Raw genomic sequence first — 16,386 nt, 5'->3', positions numbered from 1 at the left:
GCCGGCGATGATCGATTTCGAAGCCATCGCGAACCCCGGCATCCGCGGCCTGCGCGCCTACGATCCGGGCCACGACCTGGTCGCGTTGCGGCGCGCGCATGAAGGCGTGCTGGTCGAGCTCGGTTCGAACGAAAACCCCCACGGCCCGTCGCCGGCGGCGACGCAGGCGGTGCTGGAAACGCTGAGCCAGCTCTATCGCTATCCCGATCCGCTTGGCGGCGACCTGAAGCGGGCGTTGGCGGCCAGGCTCGGTGTCGGAATTTCGCAACTCATGCTCGGCAACGGTTCGCACGAATTGCTGATGCAGTTCGCGCAGGTGTTCGCCGGGCCGGGACGCGAGGTCGTCGCTTCGCAGTTCGGTTTCGCCGTGTACGCGCTGGCCGCGCAGGCGGCGGGCGCACCGTTGCGGGTCGTGCCGGCGTTCGCGCGCGGCGCGGCGATGCCGCGCGGCCACGATCTCGATGCCATCGCCGGTGCGATTTCGCCGCAGACGGCCCTCGTCTACCTCGCCAATCCGAACAATCCCACCGGGACCTGGTTCGGCGCCGACGCGTTCGCCGCGTTCATGGCGCGGGTGCCGGAATCGGTGATCGTGGTGGTCGACGAGGCCTACGCCGAATTCGCCGATGCGCCGGATCATGCTTCGGCGTTGGTGTTGCAACCGCGATATCCCAACCTGCTCGTCACCCGCACCTTCAGCAAGGCGCATGCGCTGGCCGGCCTGCGCGTGGGCTACGCCGTCGCGCATCCGGATTGCATCGCGGTGCTGGAACGCGTGCGCGAAAGCTTCAACGTCAACATGGTCGGGCTGTCCGCGGCGCAGGCCGCGCTCGGCGACGAAGCGCACCTGCGCTGGTCGCTGGCGCGCAACGCGGAACAGCGCGAAATGCTCGCGGCGGCGCTGCGCGAACGCGGGTATTTCGCGCATCCATCGCTCACGAATTTCCTGCTGGTGGAATTCGGGCCGGAAACACAGCGCATCGAGGCCGGTTTGATCGCGCGCGGCGTCGTGCTGCGGCCGATGGCGGGCTACGGCCTGCCGGAATGCCTGCGGATCACCGTCGGCGATGCCAGCGAAAATCGTCGTTTGCTCGCGGCACTCGATGAGGTGCTTGCATGAGCATCGCCGGTCGCGCCCAGGTGCGCTCCTACATCGCCTCGCGGGGAACGTCGTTGCGCGGCGAAATCGCCGTGCCCGGCGACAAGTCGGTTTCGCACCGGGCGATCATGCTCGGCGCCATCGCCGAAGGCGTCACCCGGATCGAAGGCTTCCTCGAAGGCGAGGACACCCGCGCCACCGCGGCGATCTTCGAACGGCTCGGCGTGCGCATCGAAGCGCCGTCCGAGGGCGTTCGCATCGTCCATGGCGTCGGCCTGCATGGCCTGCGCGCGCCGACCGCTCCGCTCGACTGCGGCAATGCCGGCACCGCGATGCGCCTGCTCGCGGGATTGCTGGCCGGGCAAGGATTCGACAGCACGCTGGTCGGCGACGAATCCTTGTCGAAGCGGCCGATGCGACGGGTGATCGAACCGCTCGAGGCGATGGGCGCGCGCATCGATTCCGACGATGGCCGCGCGCCGTTGCGCATCCGCGGTGGACAATCGCTCTCGGGCATCGACTGCGCCTTGCCGGTCGCCAGTGCGCAGTTGAAGTCGGCGTTATTGCTCGCGGGACTCTACGCGGACGGAGAAACCGTGGTGCGCGAACCGCATGCGACCCGCGACTACACCGAACGCATGCTGTCGGCGTTCGGCGCCGACATCGATTTCTCGCCAGGAATCGCGCGGCTGCGTGGGGGGAGGGTGCTGCGTGCAACCGATGTCGCCGTGCCAGCGGATTTTTCCTCGGCCGCGTTCTTCATTGTTGCCGCCACGCTGGTGCCCGGTTCGGAGTTGCTGCTGCGCAAGGTCGGGATGAACCCGCGCCGCATCGGACTGCTGCACGTATTGCGCGCGATGGGCGCGGACATCGTCGAATCGAACGCGAGCGAGGAGGGCGGGGAACCGGTCGCCGACCTGCGCGTGCACCACGCGCCGCTGCGCGGCATCGAAGTGCCGGTGGAGCACGTGCCGGACATGATCGACGAATTCCCTGCACTGTTCGCCGCCGCGGCTTGCGCCGAAGGCGTGACCGTCGTGCGTGGCGCGGCCGAGTTGCGGGTCAAGGAATCCGATCGCATCGCGGCGATGGCGGCGGGATTGCGTGCGCTCGGCATCCGCGTCGACGAAACCCCGGATGGCGCCACGATCCACAGCGGAACGCTGCGGGGCGGCGAAATCGATTCCCGCGGCGACCATCGCATCGCGATGGCCTTCGCGGTCGCGGCGCAGTGCGCGGATGGCGAGGTGCGGATCGGCGACGTCGCCAACGTGGCGACGTCGTTTCCCGGCTTCGATGCGTTGGCGCGAAGTTGCGGCTTCGGCCTGCGTCCGGCGTGACCGATGGCCACGCCGGGCATCGCCGGCTTACTGTTGGTCGAGCTTGAAATCGACCGGGACTTCGACCGCGGACGCGACCGCCTTGCCGTTCTCGATCGCCGGGCGGAAATGCCACTGGCGCACCGCGGCGAGCGCGGCGCTGTCGAGGTCGCGCGAACCGCTGCGGCGCACCACGCTCACGTCGCCGGGCACGCCGTCGGCATCAATGTCGGCGCGCACCAGCACGCTACCTTCCTCGCGGTTGCGCCAGGCCGTCGGCGGGTATTTGGGTTGCACGCGCGCGACCGCCTCGGCGCCACGATCGGCAATGCGCGGCTTACTGGCCACGGGCGTGCGTGCGGCGCGTTCGGCACGCGCCGCCTTGCGTGCGGCGTTGGCGTCGGCCTGGGCGCGCTCGGCCTGCGCGGCGGTCTGTTGCGAGTCGCCGGTGATGATGTTGGGCGTTGTCGTTGGCGCGATGGCCACGCTCGACGCGCTGCGGTTGTAGAAGAACCAGATCGCCGCGAGCAACGCGAGCAGCAGCAACAGCCACAGCAATGGATTGCTGCTCTTGCGCGGCAAGGATTCTTCGGGCGGAACCGGCGTTTCCGAGCGGATGGTCGTATCGGTCATGGCATCACTCCTCCGGGGAACTGCACCGAAGGTTCCATGCGCGGCGTGCACGCCGCGTCACGCGATGGACGGGTTTAACGCTGCGTCGACGCCGTTTCAACGATCCCCTAAGTTGTAACTGACCGGGATCTGAACCGATGCCGGCACCGGTTGTCCGTTGTGCATCGCCGGGTTGAAGCGCCACGACTTCACCGCGCCCATTGCCGCCCGATCCAGCGTGCGCGAACCGCTGCTGCGCGCCACTGCGATGCCATAGGGAACGCCGTCGGCGCCAACGGTCACGCGCAACATCACCGTTCCCGATTCGCCGTTGCGCAGCGCCGCGACCGGGTAGGGCGCGGCAGGCTTGCCCTGCAGTACCGGGTCGGAGTTGGCCTGCGCGGGCGCGATGGGTGTCGTGGGCGCGGATGGCGGCGCCACCGGCGCGCGCGGCGCCGGAGCAGGCGTCGCGGGTCGGGTTTCGTCGATGCCCACCATGCCCGGCGCGCGATCCTCGTCGTCCGATGCGGGCGCATTGCCCGCCTCATCGGCCGGCATCGGCACCGGGAGCGGCTCGAACACTTGCCCGCTCGGGCCCGCGACCGGCGCATCGGCGCGGTAGAAATCGTTGTCGTTGCGGTGGCCGGCCCACAGCAGCAGGAACAGCAGCAGGCCGATGCCGAAGGCCGCGGCGATGATCAGCAAATTGCGGCGCGAGAGGCGCAGCCCGGCGCGCGGGGGCGGGGAATTCGAAGGAGTTTCGGACATGGCGCCAGGGCATTCGGGGGAATCCCGATTCTGGCACAGCCAGTCGCGGCGCGGCCCGCGGCGGGCCCATCGCGGCGATAATGCGCGTTCATTCCACGCAACCACGCCGACATGCTCGATCCCGCCCTGCTGCGCGCCAACCCCGCCGAACTCGCCGAGCGCCTGCGCGCCAGCCGGGGTTTCGAGCTCGACGTCGGCCGGCTGGAAGCGCTGGAAGCCGACCGCAAGCGCATCCAGGTGCGTACCCAGGAACTGCAGAACCTGCGCAACACGCGCAGCAAGCAGATCGGGATGCTGAAGGCGAAGGGCGAGGACGTGTCCGCGGTGATGGCGGAAGTCGCCGGCTTCGGCGAGGAATTGAAGGCTTCGGAAGTCGAACTCGATCGCATTCGCGGCGAGATCGAGGCGATCGCGCTGGGCATTCCCAACATCCCGGACGATTCGGTGCCGCAGGGCAGCGACGAATCGCAGAACGTCGAGCAGAAGCAGTGGGGGACGCCGCGCAGCTTCGATTTCGAACCCAAGGACCACGTCGAGCTCGGCGCGCGCCACGGCTGGCTCGATGGCGAAACCGCGGCGAAGCTGTCCGGTTCGCGCTTCACCGTGCTGCGCGGCCAGCTCGCGCGCCTGCACCGTGCGCTGGCGCAGTTCATGCTCGACCTGCACGCCAACGAACATGGTTACGAGGAAACCAACGTTCCCGTGATCGTCAACGCCGAGAGCCTGTACGGCACCAGCCAGTTGCCGAAGTTCGAGGAGGACATGTTCGCCACGCAACTGGGCGAACACCGCCGCTACCTGATCTCGACGTCGGAAATCTCGCTCACCAACATCGTGCGCGACGAGATCGTCGAGGCGGAGGCCTTGCCGAAGCGCATGACCGCGCACTCGCTGTGCTTCCGCTCCGAGGCCGGCAGCGGTGGCCGCGACGTGCGCGGCATGATCCGCCAGCACCAGTTCGAGAAGGTGGAATTGGTGTCGATCGCGAAACCGGACGAATCCGACGCCGAGCACGAGCGCATGACCCGTTGCGCGGAAACCGTGCTGGAAAAGCTCGGCTTGCCGTACCGCAAGGTGTTGCTGTGCACCGGCGACATGGGCTTCGCCGCGCGCAAGACCTACGACCTCGAAGTCTGGCTGCCGTCGCAGCGAGCCTACCGCGAGATTTCCTCGTGCTCGAACTGTGGCGATTTTCAGGCGCGGCGCATGCAGGCGCGTTGGCGCAATCCGGAAACCGGCAAGCCGGAACTGGTGCACACGCTCAACGGTTCCGGCGTCGCCGTCGGCCGCGCGTTGATCGCGGTGATGGAGAACTACCAGGACGCGGATGGTTCGATCAGCGTTCCCGAAGCGCTGCGTGCGTACATGGGCGGCGTCGAACGCATCGCCTGATCGTTAGTTCGGTGCATGCGAAAACGGGCCCGGATTGCGGGCCCGTTTCGTTCCGGCGATCACGCCGCCAGCGGCAGCGAAATCGCCTCGATTCGCTGTTCCGCCACTTCCAGCGCCAGGCTGCGCTGTTCGGGCGAAACGTTGAGGCCGGCGGCTTCGACGAATTCGACATCGGCGATGCCGATGAAGCCGAAGACCTGGCGCAGGTAGGGCTCGACGAAGTTGCGGCCGCTTTCGAGCGGATGCTGGCCGCCGTAAGTCGCGGCGACGATCACCTTCTTGTTCCCGGCCAGGCCCTGCGGGCCCTCGGCGGTGTAGCGGAAGGTCTTGCCGGCGACCATGACGCGGTCGATCCAGGCCTTGAGCTGGCTGGGGATGCCGAAGTTGTACATCGGCGCGCCGATCACGATCACGTCGGTGGCGAGGAAGTCCTCCAGCGCACGCGTCGAGCGCGCGGCTTCGGTCGGATCGGCCTTGGCCAGGCTGGCGCCGTCGAGGTGGGGAAGGACATGTTCGCCGGCGAGGTCGCGGTGCAGGACCTCGAGCCCGGGCGTTTCACGCTGCCAACGTGCCACGATCGCCGCGGACAGCGCGCGGCTCGCCGAGTTGTCGCCGAGGATGCTGGAATCCAGGTGCAGGAGTTTCATGGCCTTGCCTTGTCGGGTGCGGCGGATGCCGCGTTGGCAACCAATCTAGGTCGTTGCTTTTGTGGAATAAACGTGGTCAGATATGACGAATCGTTCCACCAATGGAATTGTTCGAATGAACGACCTCAACGACCTGTATTACTTCGCGGCGGTGGTGGACCACGGCGGCTTCGCCGCGGCAGAACGCGCGCTGGGCATCCCCAAGTCGCGCCTGAGCCGGCGCATCAGCGCGCTGGAAGGCGAACTCGGCGTGCGCCTGCTGCAGCGTTCCACGCGCCGCTTCGCGGTCACCGACGTCGGCACCAGCGTGCATCGCCACGCGCAATCCATGCTGGCCGAGGCGCAGGCCGCGCGCGAGGCGGTGGATCGCCTGAGCGCGGAACCGCGCGGCGTGGTGCGCGTCAGCGTGCCGGTGGGGCTGGCGCAGCAGCAGATGCCGCTGTTGCTGCCCGAGTTCCTCGCGCGCTACCCGCAGGTGCGCGTGCAGTTGCACGTCAGCAACCGGCGCGTGGATGTGATCAACGAAGGCTTCGATGTCGCGATCCGCGTGCGCAACAAACTCGACGACGACGGCAGCCTGGTGATGCGCAGCTTCGGCCAGGTGCAGGAACTGTTGGTCGCCAGCCCGAAATACCTCGACCGCATGGGCCGGCCGCAAACGCCGGAGGATCTCGACAAGCACGTGACCCTGAGCATGGGCGAAGACGAAGCCAGGCAGCACTGGGAACTGCACCGCGACGGCGAGACCCGCAAGATCGCGCTCAAGCCGCGCGTCGCCGGTTTCGATTTCCCGATGCTGATGGCGCTGGCGAAGCAGGGCATCGGCATCACCATGCTGCCGGAAACCCTGTGCGCGGATGCGGTGCGCGCCGGCGAACTGGAAGTGGTGCTGCGGGAATGGCGCCTGCCGCAGGGCACCGCGCACGCGGTTTTCGCCTCGCGCCGCGGCCTGCTGCCGGCGGTGCGGGTGTTCATCGATTACCTGGCCGAGAAGATGCCGAAGCTGATCGAGGAAAGCCGGCTCAGTTGCAGCGAGGCGCAGGGCAAGAAGGTTGAGGGCAAGCGCGGCAACCGTTAGGGTGCGCGCAGTACGGAAGCGTGGCCGAGCGGTTTAAGGCACCGGTCTTGAAAACCGGCGACGGGTCGAACCGTCCGTGAGTTCGAATCTCACCGCTTCCGCCAATCCATGAGTTCGACACATCGGCATGGAATGCCGATGTGGACGGCGAAGCCGCCCGCAGGGCGAGGGCCATAGATGGCCCGAGTCAATCTCACCGCTTCCGCCACTTTCACCCCCTCCCTCGGATTTTTCCTACACTCCGGCCCGTGCCCGGCTGATGCCGGGGCATGGCGGTGGCGGCGAACATGCCGTTATCGCAACTTCGGGGGAAGGTCGATGGCGATTCGCGTGTTCCTGATCGACGACCATGCGCTGGTGCGCGTGGGCATGCGCATGATCCTGTCCGCTGAAACGGACATCGACGTGGTCGGCGAGGCCGACAATGGCGAGGACGGCCTGCAGCAGGTGCGCAAGCTCAAGCCCGACGTGGTGCTGTGCGACCTGCACCTGCCCGGGATCAGTGGCCTCGAGGTCACCGAACGCATCGTCCGCGGCATCGAGGGCACGAAGGTGATCGTGGTCTCGGTGCTGGAGGACGGACCGATGCCCAAGCGCCTGATCGAAGCCGGCGCGTCAGGTTATGTCGGCAAGGGCGGCGATTCGGCGGAACTGCTGCGCGCGGTGCGCGATGTCGCCCGCGGGCGGCGTTTCCTCGCCAGCAACATCGCGCAGAACATGGCGCTGTCCGGCATGACCGGCGAAAGCTCGCCGTTCGACGAACTGTCCACGCGCGAACTCGAGGTCGCAATGCTGCTGGTCAACGGCCTGCGCCAGGCGGAAATCGCCGAGCGCCTGTGCCTGAGCCCGAAGACGGTGAACACGCACAAGACCCACGTGTTCGAGAAACTCGGTGTCGGCGACAGCATCGCGCTGGCGCGCCTCGCCGGGCAGTACGGCCTGATGGAACCCGCGCGCGTCGTCTGACACGCGCGGGCCACGCGATCACGCCAGAGGAGATTCCTCGCGCGGAGCCGGGGTTTCGCCGGCTTCCGCATCGACTTCGGCTTGCGCCTCTGCATTCGACACGGCGACCGAGCCGGTTGCGGCATCCGCATCGATGGATTCTTCGCCCGCCTGGATGGCCGGTTCCACGTTGGCGTCGACGACCGACGTCGACGGCGCCGGCGCGAACGCGATGGGCGTTTCTTCGACGATAGCGGCTGTCTCGATCGCGGCGGGGGCTTCTTCCGCGACAGCCGCCTGGATCGCTTGCGACGCAGGTTCGATCATCGCCGGCGCGACTTCGTCCGCGATGGGCGCGACGGGTTCAGCTACCACTTCGTTCGCAGTCGGCTCGGGCACGACGACCGACGAGGCCTGGTCGTTCACGACGGAAGGCATCGAAACCGGCGGCGGGACATCGGCGCTGGTGGCTTCGATCGGTCCCCTGCTGGCGGGCGCGACAGAAGGCGTTGTCGACGATGCATCCGCGAAGTCGAACTCCGGCTGCGACTGTAGCGGAGTGTCGATGGAATCTTCGTCGTCCATCGCGTCCACGCCACCAGCGGCTGCGCCTTCGGCCCCCTGCTTGTTGCGGCGACGACGACCGCCACGACGGCCACGGCGGCGGCGACTTCCGCCTTCGCCATTGGCGTTTTCGGCGGCGGGATCCGCGGCGGTCGCGGCTTCGTTTGCTTCCGCGACGGCGTGCACGGCATCTGCGGCAGGATCGATCATCGGCACCGGCGCGAGCACGACGGCGGTATCGACGAGGGCTTCGTCGTTGCGCGCGGGCTGCACGGTTTCGACGCGCGGCTTCGGCGCTTCCTTTGCCGGCTGCTGCGGTTGCTGGCGGCTGGAATCCTGCGGCTTCGCCTGCTGCTCCTGCCGCTGCTTTTCCTGCTTCGGCTTCTGCTGTTGTTGCTGCTGCTGTTGCGCGGGCTTGTTGCCGTCCTGGCGCTTGGGCGAGCCCTGTTGCGCCTGTTGCTGCTGCGGGCGACGCTCATCGCGATCGCGACGGTGGTCGCGTCCGTCGCGGCCGCCCTGGTTCTGGCGATTGCCGCGGCCGTCGCGGCGCTGTCCGCTTCTTTCGCTACGCTCGCCGCGGTCATTGCGTTCGCGCGGTTCCGGGGCGCGCGGCTGCGGCGCGGATTCGGCGCCACCGAACAGTCCCTTCAGCCAGCCCACGAAACCGGGCGAGGCGGGCTTCGCCGCGAATGCAGGCGCCGGTGCGGGACGCGCGTCCTGTACCGGTTCCGGGCGCGGCTCGCGCATCGGCGCGGGCTGCGCCGGCTTGACGTTCTTCACCGCGGGCGCGGCCGGCACGTTGAGGTTGGCCTTGGTCAGGGCGATCGTCGCAAGCTTGCGCGGGGTGCCGCGCTGGTAGCTGGGCTTGTTCGATTCCTCGCCGAGCTCGTTCTCGCGGACGCGCGTGACTTCGTAATGGGGCGTGTGCAGCTGTTCGTCGGCGACGATGACGATGGGCGCATCGTGGCGCCCCTCGATCTCGCGCAACGCGCCGCGCTTCTCGTTCAACAGGTAATTCGCGATTTCCACCGGGGCCTGCACCAGCACCTGGCCGGTGTTGTCCTTCATCGCGTGCTCCTCGGCGACGCGGATGATGGACAGCGCCAGCGATTCCACGCTGCGCATGCGGCCGTGGCCGTCGCAGCGCGGGCACACGATCTGGCTGGCTTCGCCCAGCGAAGGGCGCAGGCGCTGGCGGCTCATTTCCATCAGGCCGAAGCGCGAGATGCGGCCGAGCTGGATGCGGGCACGGTCGTACTTCAGCGCGTTCTGCAGCTTGTTCTCGACCTCGCGCTGGTGCTTGGACGAGGACATGTCGATGAAGTCGATCACCACCAGGCCGCCGAGGTCGCGCAGGCGCAGCTGGCGCGCGACTTCCTCCGCCGCCTCGAGGTTGGTATGGAACGCGGTTTCCTCGATGTCGCCGCCCTTGGTGGCGCGCGCCGAATTCACGTCGATCGCGGTCAGCGCCTCGGTCTGGTCGATCACCAGCGCGCCGCCGGATGGCAGGCGCACGTTGCGGCTGTAGGCGGCCTCGATCTGCGATTCGATCTGGAAGCGGTTGAACAGCGGCGTGTCGTCGGTGTAGTGCTTGAGCTTGCGCAGGTTGTGCGGCATCACCTGCTGCACGAATTCCTTCGCTTCTTCGTACATTTCGCTGGTGTCGACCAGGATCTCGCCGATGTCGGCGCGCATGTAGTCGCGCAGGGCGCGGATGATCAGCCGCGATTCCTGGTAGATCAGGAACGGCGCGGGTTTTGTCAGCGCGGCGTCGGCGATGGCCTTCCACACGCTCAGCAGGTAGTCGAGGTCCCACTGCAGTTCCTCGGCGTCGCGGCCGACGCCGGCAGTGCGGATGATCACGCCCATGTCGTCGGGAATGGCCAGCGCGTCCATCGCCTTCTTCAGCTCGGCGCGGTCGTCGCCCTCGATCCGGCGCGAGACGCCGCCGGCAGTGGGCGAGTTCGGCATCAGCACCATGTAGCGGCCGGCCAGCGAGATGAACGTGGTCAGGGCCGCGCCCTTGTTGCCGCGTTCCTCCTTGTCGACCTGGACCACGACTTCCTGGCCTTCGCGCAGCAGTTCGCGGATCGTCGCCTTGTTGTGGTCGACGCCGGACTGGAAATAGTCGCGGGAGATTTCCTTCAGCGGCAGGAAGCCGTGGCGCTCGGCGCCGTATTCGACGAAGGCGGCTTCGAGGGAAGGTTCGAGCCGGGTGATGCGGCCCTTGTAGATGTTGGATTTCTTGTTGTCGCGGGACGGCTGCTCGATGTCGATGTCGTAGAGCGTCTGGCCGTCGACGATGGCCACGCGCAGTTCTTCTGCCTGCGTGGCGTTGATCAGCATGCGTTTCATTGTTGCGTTCCTCGCGCGCTTTTCGCCCACATGGGCTGCACGCGGAACGCCGGGGCGTTTCGCCTGGTCACTTCCGGCGCGCGCCGCGCGGTGCGCGGGCGTGCGTCCTTGGGTTGTCCAGCGCTACGACACCACGGCGGGCCGCGGGAGCGCTTGTTGTCTTCTTCGTGTTGCGGGGCCGGCGGTCGCTGCCGAAGGGCGGCGGTCCGCGCGGGTCGTGTTCAGCTCGAACGCCAGGCATCGGACGATGTGGCGGCCGGCGAGGGCCGGGCCTGCCGGTGCGTCCGTTAACATGGCCGCCCCGGGGGCGGTGGTCGCGGACTGCGCCGGGGTGAAGGGGGAGGCCGGCTTTCGGCCGGGAAACTCTTCCTTCGGAATCAAACCCTTATCTCGCCGCCCGAGTGTAGCAGATCAATGCCCATCGAACCCCGTTCAGACAGCGCCGGACAAGGCGTCCGCATGGTCCGCGTCGACCCGGAACGGGCCGGGCAGCGGCTGGACAACTTCCTGCTCGGGCAGCTCAAGGGCGCGCCGCGTTCGCTGGTCTACAAGATCGTGCGCAGCGGCCAGGTCCGGGTCAACGGCGGCCGGGCCAAGGCCGAACGCCGGCTGGAGGCGGGCGACGAGGTCCGGATCCCGCCGGTGCGGTTGCCCGAGGCCGAATCCACCGGTCCTGCGCCCAAGGGCCTGCTCGCGGCGATGGAAGCCAGCGTCGTGTTCGAGGACACGCGCCTGCTGGCGATCAACAAGCCCTCCGGCATCGCCAGCCACGGCGGCAGCGGGGTGTCGTTCGGGGTGATCGAGACCCTGCGCAACCTGCGCCCCGGCCAGCCGCTGGAACTGGTACACCGACTCGACCGCGACACCTCGGGCCTGATGGTGCTGGCCAAGAAGCGTTCGGCGTTGACCGAACTGCAGGCCCTGCTGCGCGAGGACCACGGTGCCGGAATCGAGAAGCGCTACCTCGCGCTGTTGCTCGGGCGCTTGCCGGGCGGAACGCTGTCGGTGGATGCGCCGTTGCATGTCGGCCTGCGCCAGGGCGGCGAGCGCCATGTGCAGGTCAACGGCAACGGCAAGCCTTCGCTCAGCCATTTCAAGGTGATCGAACGCATCGGCGGGCAGAGCTATTGCGAAGTACGGATCGAAACCGGCCGTACCCACCAGATCCGCGTACACGCGCAACACCTCGGCCATGCGGTCGCAGGCGACGACAAGTACGGCGACGAAGCGGCGAACAAGCGCCTGCGCGACAACGCCGGACTGAAGCGCCTGTTCCTGCACGCGTCGACGCTGTCGTTCGCACTGGACGGCGGCAAGACGCCGTACATGCTCAACGCGCCGCTGGCACCTGAGTTGGCGACGGTGCTGGATCGGCTTGCGTAGGAGCGCATCGCAGGGGCGCGATAACGCGTGATCGAATGGTCGCGCCCCTGCGGTGCGCTCCTACAGGTTCAGCGAGTCAACGCGTCGGCCTTCGCCGCGCAGATGAAATCGTTCTCGCTCAGGCCGCCGACGTCGTGGGTGGAGAAGCGCACCACGCAGCGGTCGTAGTGCACCGACAGGTCCGGGTGGTGGTCCTCGCGGTTGGCGACGTGGGCCAGCGCGTTCACGAACGACATCGTCCGGTAGTAGTCGGGAAACGTGAACGTGCGCACCAGCGCATGGCCGTCCTCGGCCAGTTCCCATTCCGGGACCTGCGCCAGCAGTTCGCGCACGCTGGCTTCGCCGAGGCGGTGTTCGGCACCCTTGCGGGCGATGCAGTGGGCCCGGGCGAGGGGCACGAGGTCGGACATCGGCGGCTCCTGACTGGCGGCTGACGCGATGCGCGCGCATGGCGGCATGGGGCGTCGCGGGGCGCGGCTAGAATACGCGCGATGATCCAGATCTCCGAATCCGCCCAGTCGCACTTCCGCAAGCTGATCCAGCGCGAGGACCTTCCTGGCCTCGGTGTGCGGCTCGCGGCGACGGATGCGGGCACGCCGTCGGCCGACGTGCGCCTGGAGTTCGCCGAACCCGGCGACCTGTCCGGCGACGAATGGGCGGTGGATTGCGAGGGTTTCACCCTATGGCTGGACGCGGCCAGCGTGCCGTTCCTTGACGGTGCCGAGATCGATTACGAAACCGGCGCGACCGGCGGCCAGTTGCAGATCCGCGCGCCCAGGATCAAGGGCGAGGCGCCGGATGCCTCCGCGTCGCTGGTCGAACGCGTGCGCTGGGTGGTCGAACGCGAGATCAACCCGCAACTCGCGCAGCACCGCGGCCACGTCTCGGTGGAGGAAGTATGCGCCGACGGCACCGTGCTGCTGCGCTTCGGCGGCGGTTGCCACGGCTGCGGCATGGCCGACGTGACGTTGAAGCAGGGCATCGAGAAGACCTTGATGGAGAAGGTGCCCGGCGTGACCGCGGTGCGCGACGCCACCGACCACGACAGCGGCACCGCGCCCTACATCCCGCGCGACGTGGCCTGACGGCACCCGGGCGCGCCGCGTGTTCAGCGCATCCGACCTGATTTCGGCCCTGCTCGAACGCCCGCGTTCGCGATTGTGGTTCCGTGCGGCCGATGCACGCCCCGCGGGGGAATTCCCGCCGGGCTGGCGTGCGTGGTTCGCGGCGATGCGCGAACGCATCGATGCGGTGCGCGGCGCGACCGCGGAGGCGATCGTCGCGATCTTCCTCGGTCGCGAACTCGCGCGGCCGGCGCCGCGCAGCCCGCTGCTCAACGATTGGCAATCCTTCGCGGCGCTGTGGCGCCAGCAATGGCATCCCGCCAGCGAGGACCAGCGCCGTCATCGCATCGTCGCGCTCACGACGACGTTGCTCGTTCACCTCGTCCTGTTCGTCCTGTTGCTGTGGCTGGCGACGGTACGCATCGGCATCGCGCCGCCGCCGCAGGGCGAAGACGTGGTGCAGGTGGAATACATCGGCGAAGGCACGCCGGATTCGCCAGGCGGTGGCGCGAAGGAAAGCGCGGCGCCCGCGACGCAAACCCAGGCGAAACCCGCGGCGAGTCCGGCCGCGGCGCAGCCACCGGCGCCCGCGTCTTCCGTAGCGACTTCCGAGCAACCGCCCGCGCAAACCCCGGCGGAGGCGATGCCGTTGCCCGACCAGCCGCTGGTGGTGACCGAAACGCCGCTCCCGGATCCGCGCTTCGCATTGCCGCCGACATCGCCGCCGCAACTGCAACCGACGCCGGCGCAGCCGCGCATCGAAGTGCCGTTGCAGTCGCGCGCGGTGCCGCTGGCCGAACAACCGCAGCCGTTGCCGAACGTGGCGACGCCGCAATTGCAGGCGCAACAGGCGACGCCGACGCTGCGCGCGAACACCCCCGCGTTGTCCGCGCGCGAAATCCCGCTGCGGCAGGCCTTGCCGCAAGTCGCGACACCGGCATTGCAGGCAACGAAACCGGCGACCGCGCCGACGTTGCAGGCGCAGGCCCCGTTGCAATCGCGCGCGGTGCCGTTGCAACCGGGGACCACGACGACGCTGGCGCCCGGCGCCGCGCCGGCGACTGCGCCGAGTTCCGCGCCCTCGGGTCCCGTCGATATCGCGAAGCGGCAACCGAGCAGCGGTACCCTGGCGAATACCGCTACGCCAGGCAGCGGGCCATCGACCGCGGCGAAACCCGGCGCGTGGCTGACGCCGAAGCGCGGCGACGATTGGGGCGATTCCACCCGCAATCGCCCGGGCGCGAATGCCGGCGACAAGCAGGGGCTGTTGAATTCCGATGGCACGCCGCGTTTGCCTGCGGGCAATTCTCCGGAGCCGGGCGGTGGTTATCCGCCGGGTTACGACACGTGGACGCGCGAGGCGATCGACCGCAACGGCACGTGGCTGAAGCGCCCGCCGAACGATTACACGCCGACGCGCTTCGACCAGTACTGGCTGCCGCGCGAGACCCTGCTCGAGGAGTGGGTGCGCAAGGGCATCAAGCAGACCGAGATCCCGATTCCCGGAACCTCGAAGAAGATCCATTGCGTGATTTCGATCCTGCAACTCGGCGGCGGTTGCTACGTCACCGATCCGAACATGAAGGACCAGGAAGCGGTCGCGCGGCCGCCGCCGGATATTCCGTGGAAGCCGGATTTGCAGGAAGACCAGGACAGCCTGAAGAAACCGCCGCAGCCTTGATGGTTGCGGTAAGACCGCGCTTTTGTGGAGCGACGGAAGTCGCGACATCGGTGCCATCCGACAATGCAACGGTTGGGCTGATCCTAGTCCAACCTATGCGGACTGATAGTTGTAGAACTCCCAGTCCATGAATTCATGAAGCTGACGGGCTACGTCATGCCAAGACTCACCGTGCACATACGGAAGCAGGTTATTAAGAAAGTTCTCGACCAGCGACCAGGAAAACTCTTGAAGCAGCATGTGATCTTTACACCAGCCGTTGTATCCGGATCGGAGCATGGATTTAGGCGTCACGACGTAAAATCGGAAATTGTCGCCGCGGATGCCATCAAGACCGATTACCGCCACAAAGTCTAGAAAACAGTCTGCAGGATCGTCTGGCATCTCATCGCGCGATAGCTGGTCGCAGCTTAGATTGACGAGTTTTGGAGTAGCCATACTCAGAAACGCCTGTTAGCCCGCTTGAATGGGGTGCATCGCGATATTCGACCGATTCTCACGAGCTCGTCAATCGCCGTTCCGCGGAAACAAAAAAGGAGCCTCGCGGCTCCTTTTTCGTTGCATCGAATCGGAACGCTTACTGCGTGTGCAGGTCGTGCAACTTGGTTTCGCGCGAACCGAAATAGGCGGACAGGTCCGCGATCTGCTGGTCGGTCAGGTCCTTCGCCTGCGAACCCATCAAGTCCGTCGTCGGGCTGCCGGAACGGTCGCCGTCGCGGTACAGCTGCAGCGAGTGCGCGATGTAATCGTGGTACTGGCCGCCGATCTTCGGGTAGGTCGCATCGATCGGCGCATTGCCTTCGGCGCCGTGGCAGTCCACGCAGGCCTGGCCGGTGGCCTTGCCCTTGGTTTCGGCAAGCTGCTTGCCGGCGTCGATGTGGCCCTCGGGCAGGCCCGCGGACGAGGAGGTGTGGCCTTCGGAACGGTCGGCCTGCGAATGCTCGGCCGGGACGTCGTTGCCGCCGCCGCAGGCGGACAGGGCGAACGCGCAGAGCAGGGCTGGGAACAGGGTCTTCATGGCGCGGTTCACTTGTCCACTCCGGAGAGGTAGGCGGCGATGTCGGCGATGTCCTGCTCCGAGAAGCTCTGCGCCTGCGCCTGCATGGTCGGGTGCTTGCGCTTGCCGGCGCGGTATTCCATCAACGCGTTGGTCAGGTACTGCGCCGACTGCCCGCCGATGCGCGGCACGTGGTAGTTCGGATAGGCGTTCTTGTAGCCGGTGATGCCGTGGCAACCCTGGCAGGTGTAGGTCAGCGGCTTGCCGCGGGTGGCATCGCCGACTGGTGCGGCGGGCGTTGCGGGGGCGGGCTCTGCGGCAGCGGGAGTCGTGCTGCTGGCAGGGGTTGCGGCGTCCTGGGCGAAGGCGCCGGCGGGCAGCGCAAGGGCGAGGAATGCGGCGAAAGTCGACAGTCGCATCGGGTTTTCCCGGTGTTGGAGTGGCGCGTTTCGTCATCGCGAAACGCATTCACGAAAGTATAG

Annotated in this window: 16 protein-coding genes and 1 tRNA gene; 9 read left to right on the top strand and 8 right to left on the bottom strand. The window is 67.6% G+C overall.

All coding sequences use genetic code 11. The features are described from left to right. Positions 1-7 precede the first annotated feature (7 nt). Together hisC and aroA are read left to right on the top strand one after the other, a co-directional pair. Positions 8-1,120: a histidinol-phosphate transaminase gene (gene hisC, locus FNZ56_RS03280; protein ID WP_143878479.1), complete on the top strand. Its 1,113-nt coding sequence runs from the start codon at positions 8-10 to the stop codon at positions 1,118-1,120. Continuing rightward, a complete protein-coding gene (gene aroA / locus FNZ56_RS03275; protein WP_143878478.1) occupies positions 1,117-2,439 on the top strand; it encodes a 3-phosphoshikimate 1-carboxyvinyltransferase in 1,323 nt (440 codons plus the stop codon). Before hisC ends, aroA begins: the two co-directional genes overlap by 4 nt. Before the next feature lie 27 nt (positions 2,440-2,466). Here the strand turns inward: aroA and FNZ56_RS03270 are convergent, their stop codons facing one another. Both FNZ56_RS03270 and FNZ56_RS03265 read right to left on the bottom strand, forming a co-directional pair. Then, entirely contained in the window at positions 2,467-3,051 is a 585-nt protein-coding gene (locus FNZ56_RS03270; RefSeq protein WP_143878477.1) for an energy transducer TonB, read from the bottom strand. 96 nt (positions 3,052-3,147) lie between these two features. Next, positions 3,148-3,798, bottom strand: coding sequence for an energy transducer TonB (locus FNZ56_RS03265; RefSeq protein ID WP_143878476.1), 651 nt, complete (start codon positions 3,796-3,798; stop codon positions 3,148-3,150). A gap of 111 nt (positions 3,799-3,909) precedes the next feature. Here FNZ56_RS03265 and serS point away from each other — a divergent pair, with 111 nt between their 5' ends. After that, positions 3,910-5,190, top strand: coding sequence for a serine--tRNA ligase (serS, locus tag FNZ56_RS03260; protein ID WP_143878475.1), 1,281 nt, complete (start codon positions 3,910-3,912; stop codon positions 5,188-5,190). A 59-nt stretch (positions 5,191-5,249) separates the two neighbouring features. Here serS and FNZ56_RS03255 read toward each other — a convergent pair whose 3' ends face one another. Beyond that, positions 5,250-5,837 carry an FMN-dependent NADH-azoreductase gene (locus FNZ56_RS03255; RefSeq protein ID WP_143878474.1) on the bottom strand — a complete coding sequence of 196 codons (588 nt, stop codon included), beginning with the start codon at positions 5,835-5,837 and terminating at the stop codon, positions 5,250-5,252. Positions 5,838-5,952: 115 nt separating this feature from the next. Between FNZ56_RS03255 and FNZ56_RS03250 the strand changes: the two genes are divergently transcribed. The 3 genes from FNZ56_RS03250 to FNZ56_RS03240 all read left to right on the top strand — a co-directional run bounded on the left by FNZ56_RS03250 (position 5,953) and on the right by FNZ56_RS03240 (position 7,881). Continuing rightward, complete coding sequence (locus tag FNZ56_RS03250) at positions 5,953-6,915, top strand: LysR family transcriptional regulator (protein ID WP_143878473.1); 963 nt, start codon at positions 5,953-5,955, stop codon at positions 6,913-6,915. A gap of 14 nt (positions 6,916-6,929) precedes the next feature. Next, positions 6,930-7,019 (top strand) — tRNA-Ser (locus FNZ56_RS03245). Positions 7,020-7,233: 214 nt separating this feature from the next. Then, positions 7,234-7,881, top strand: coding sequence for a response regulator (locus FNZ56_RS03240; protein WP_143878472.1), 648 nt, complete (start codon positions 7,234-7,236; stop codon positions 7,879-7,881). Between the two features lie 18 nt (positions 7,882-7,899). Here the strand turns inward: FNZ56_RS03240 and FNZ56_RS03235 are convergent, their stop codons facing one another. Beyond that, entirely contained in the window at positions 7,900-10,779 is a 2,880-nt protein-coding gene (locus tag FNZ56_RS03235) for an Rne/Rng family ribonuclease (RefSeq protein WP_143878471.1), read from the bottom strand. A 414-nt stretch (positions 10,780-11,193) separates the two neighbouring features. On the opposite strand from FNZ56_RS03235, the gene FNZ56_RS03230 reads away from it, so the two are divergent. After that, positions 11,194-12,162: an RluA family pseudouridine synthase gene (locus tag FNZ56_RS03230; RefSeq protein WP_143878470.1), complete on the top strand. Its 969-nt coding sequence runs from the start codon at positions 11,194-11,196 to the stop codon at positions 12,160-12,162. Between the two features lie 68 nt (positions 12,163-12,230). On the opposite strand, the gene FNZ56_RS03225 is transcribed toward FNZ56_RS03230, so the two are convergent. After that, positions 12,231-12,572: a 4a-hydroxytetrahydrobiopterin dehydratase gene (locus FNZ56_RS03225; protein WP_143878469.1), complete on the bottom strand. Its 342-nt coding sequence runs from the start codon at positions 12,570-12,572 to the stop codon at positions 12,231-12,233. Positions 12,573-12,653: 81 nt separating this feature from the next. Here FNZ56_RS03225 and FNZ56_RS03220 point away from each other — a divergent pair, with 81 nt between their 5' ends. Together FNZ56_RS03220 and FNZ56_RS03215 are read left to right on the top strand one after the other, a co-directional pair. After that, entirely contained in the window at positions 12,654-13,247 is a 594-nt protein-coding gene (locus FNZ56_RS03220) for an NfuA family Fe-S biogenesis protein (protein ID WP_143878468.1), read from the top strand. A 19-nt stretch (positions 13,248-13,266) separates the two neighbouring features. Then, on the top strand, positions 13,267-14,907 hold the full coding sequence (locus FNZ56_RS03215) for a hypothetical protein (RefSeq protein WP_143878467.1): 1,641 nt from the start codon (positions 13,267-13,269) through the stop codon (positions 14,905-14,907). A gap of 93 nt (positions 14,908-15,000) precedes the next feature. Here the strand turns inward: FNZ56_RS03215 and FNZ56_RS03210 are convergent, their stop codons facing one another. The 3 genes from FNZ56_RS03210 to FNZ56_RS03200 all read right to left on the bottom strand — a co-directional run bounded on the left by FNZ56_RS03210 (position 15,001) and on the right by FNZ56_RS03200 (position 16,323). Next, the gene (locus FNZ56_RS03210) at positions 15,001-15,345 is read right to left on the bottom strand and encodes an Imm8 family immunity protein (RefSeq protein ID WP_143878466.1); all 345 of its coding nucleotides are present in this window, start codon (positions 15,343-15,345) and stop codon (positions 15,001-15,003) included. Positions 15,346-15,484: 139 nt separating this feature from the next. Further along, positions 15,485-15,925, bottom strand: a complete 441-nt coding sequence (locus FNZ56_RS03205) for a c-type cytochrome (protein WP_143878465.1) — start codon at positions 15,923-15,925, stop codon at positions 15,485-15,487. Between the two features lie 8 nt (positions 15,926-15,933). Further along, positions 15,934-16,323 carry a c-type cytochrome gene (locus tag FNZ56_RS03200; protein ID WP_143878464.1) on the bottom strand — a complete coding sequence of 130 codons (390 nt, stop codon included), beginning with the start codon at positions 16,321-16,323 and terminating at the stop codon, positions 15,934-15,936. Between the last annotated feature and the right edge of the window lie 63 nt (positions 16,324-16,386).

The sequence above is a fragment of the Lysobacter lycopersici genome (assembly GCF_007556775.1).
In the GTDB taxonomy this organism is placed as follows: Bacteria; Pseudomonadota; Gammaproteobacteria; order Xanthomonadales; family Xanthomonadaceae; genus Pseudoluteimonas; species Pseudoluteimonas lycopersici.
This window is presented reverse-complemented; position numbering and strand designations above follow the sequence as displayed.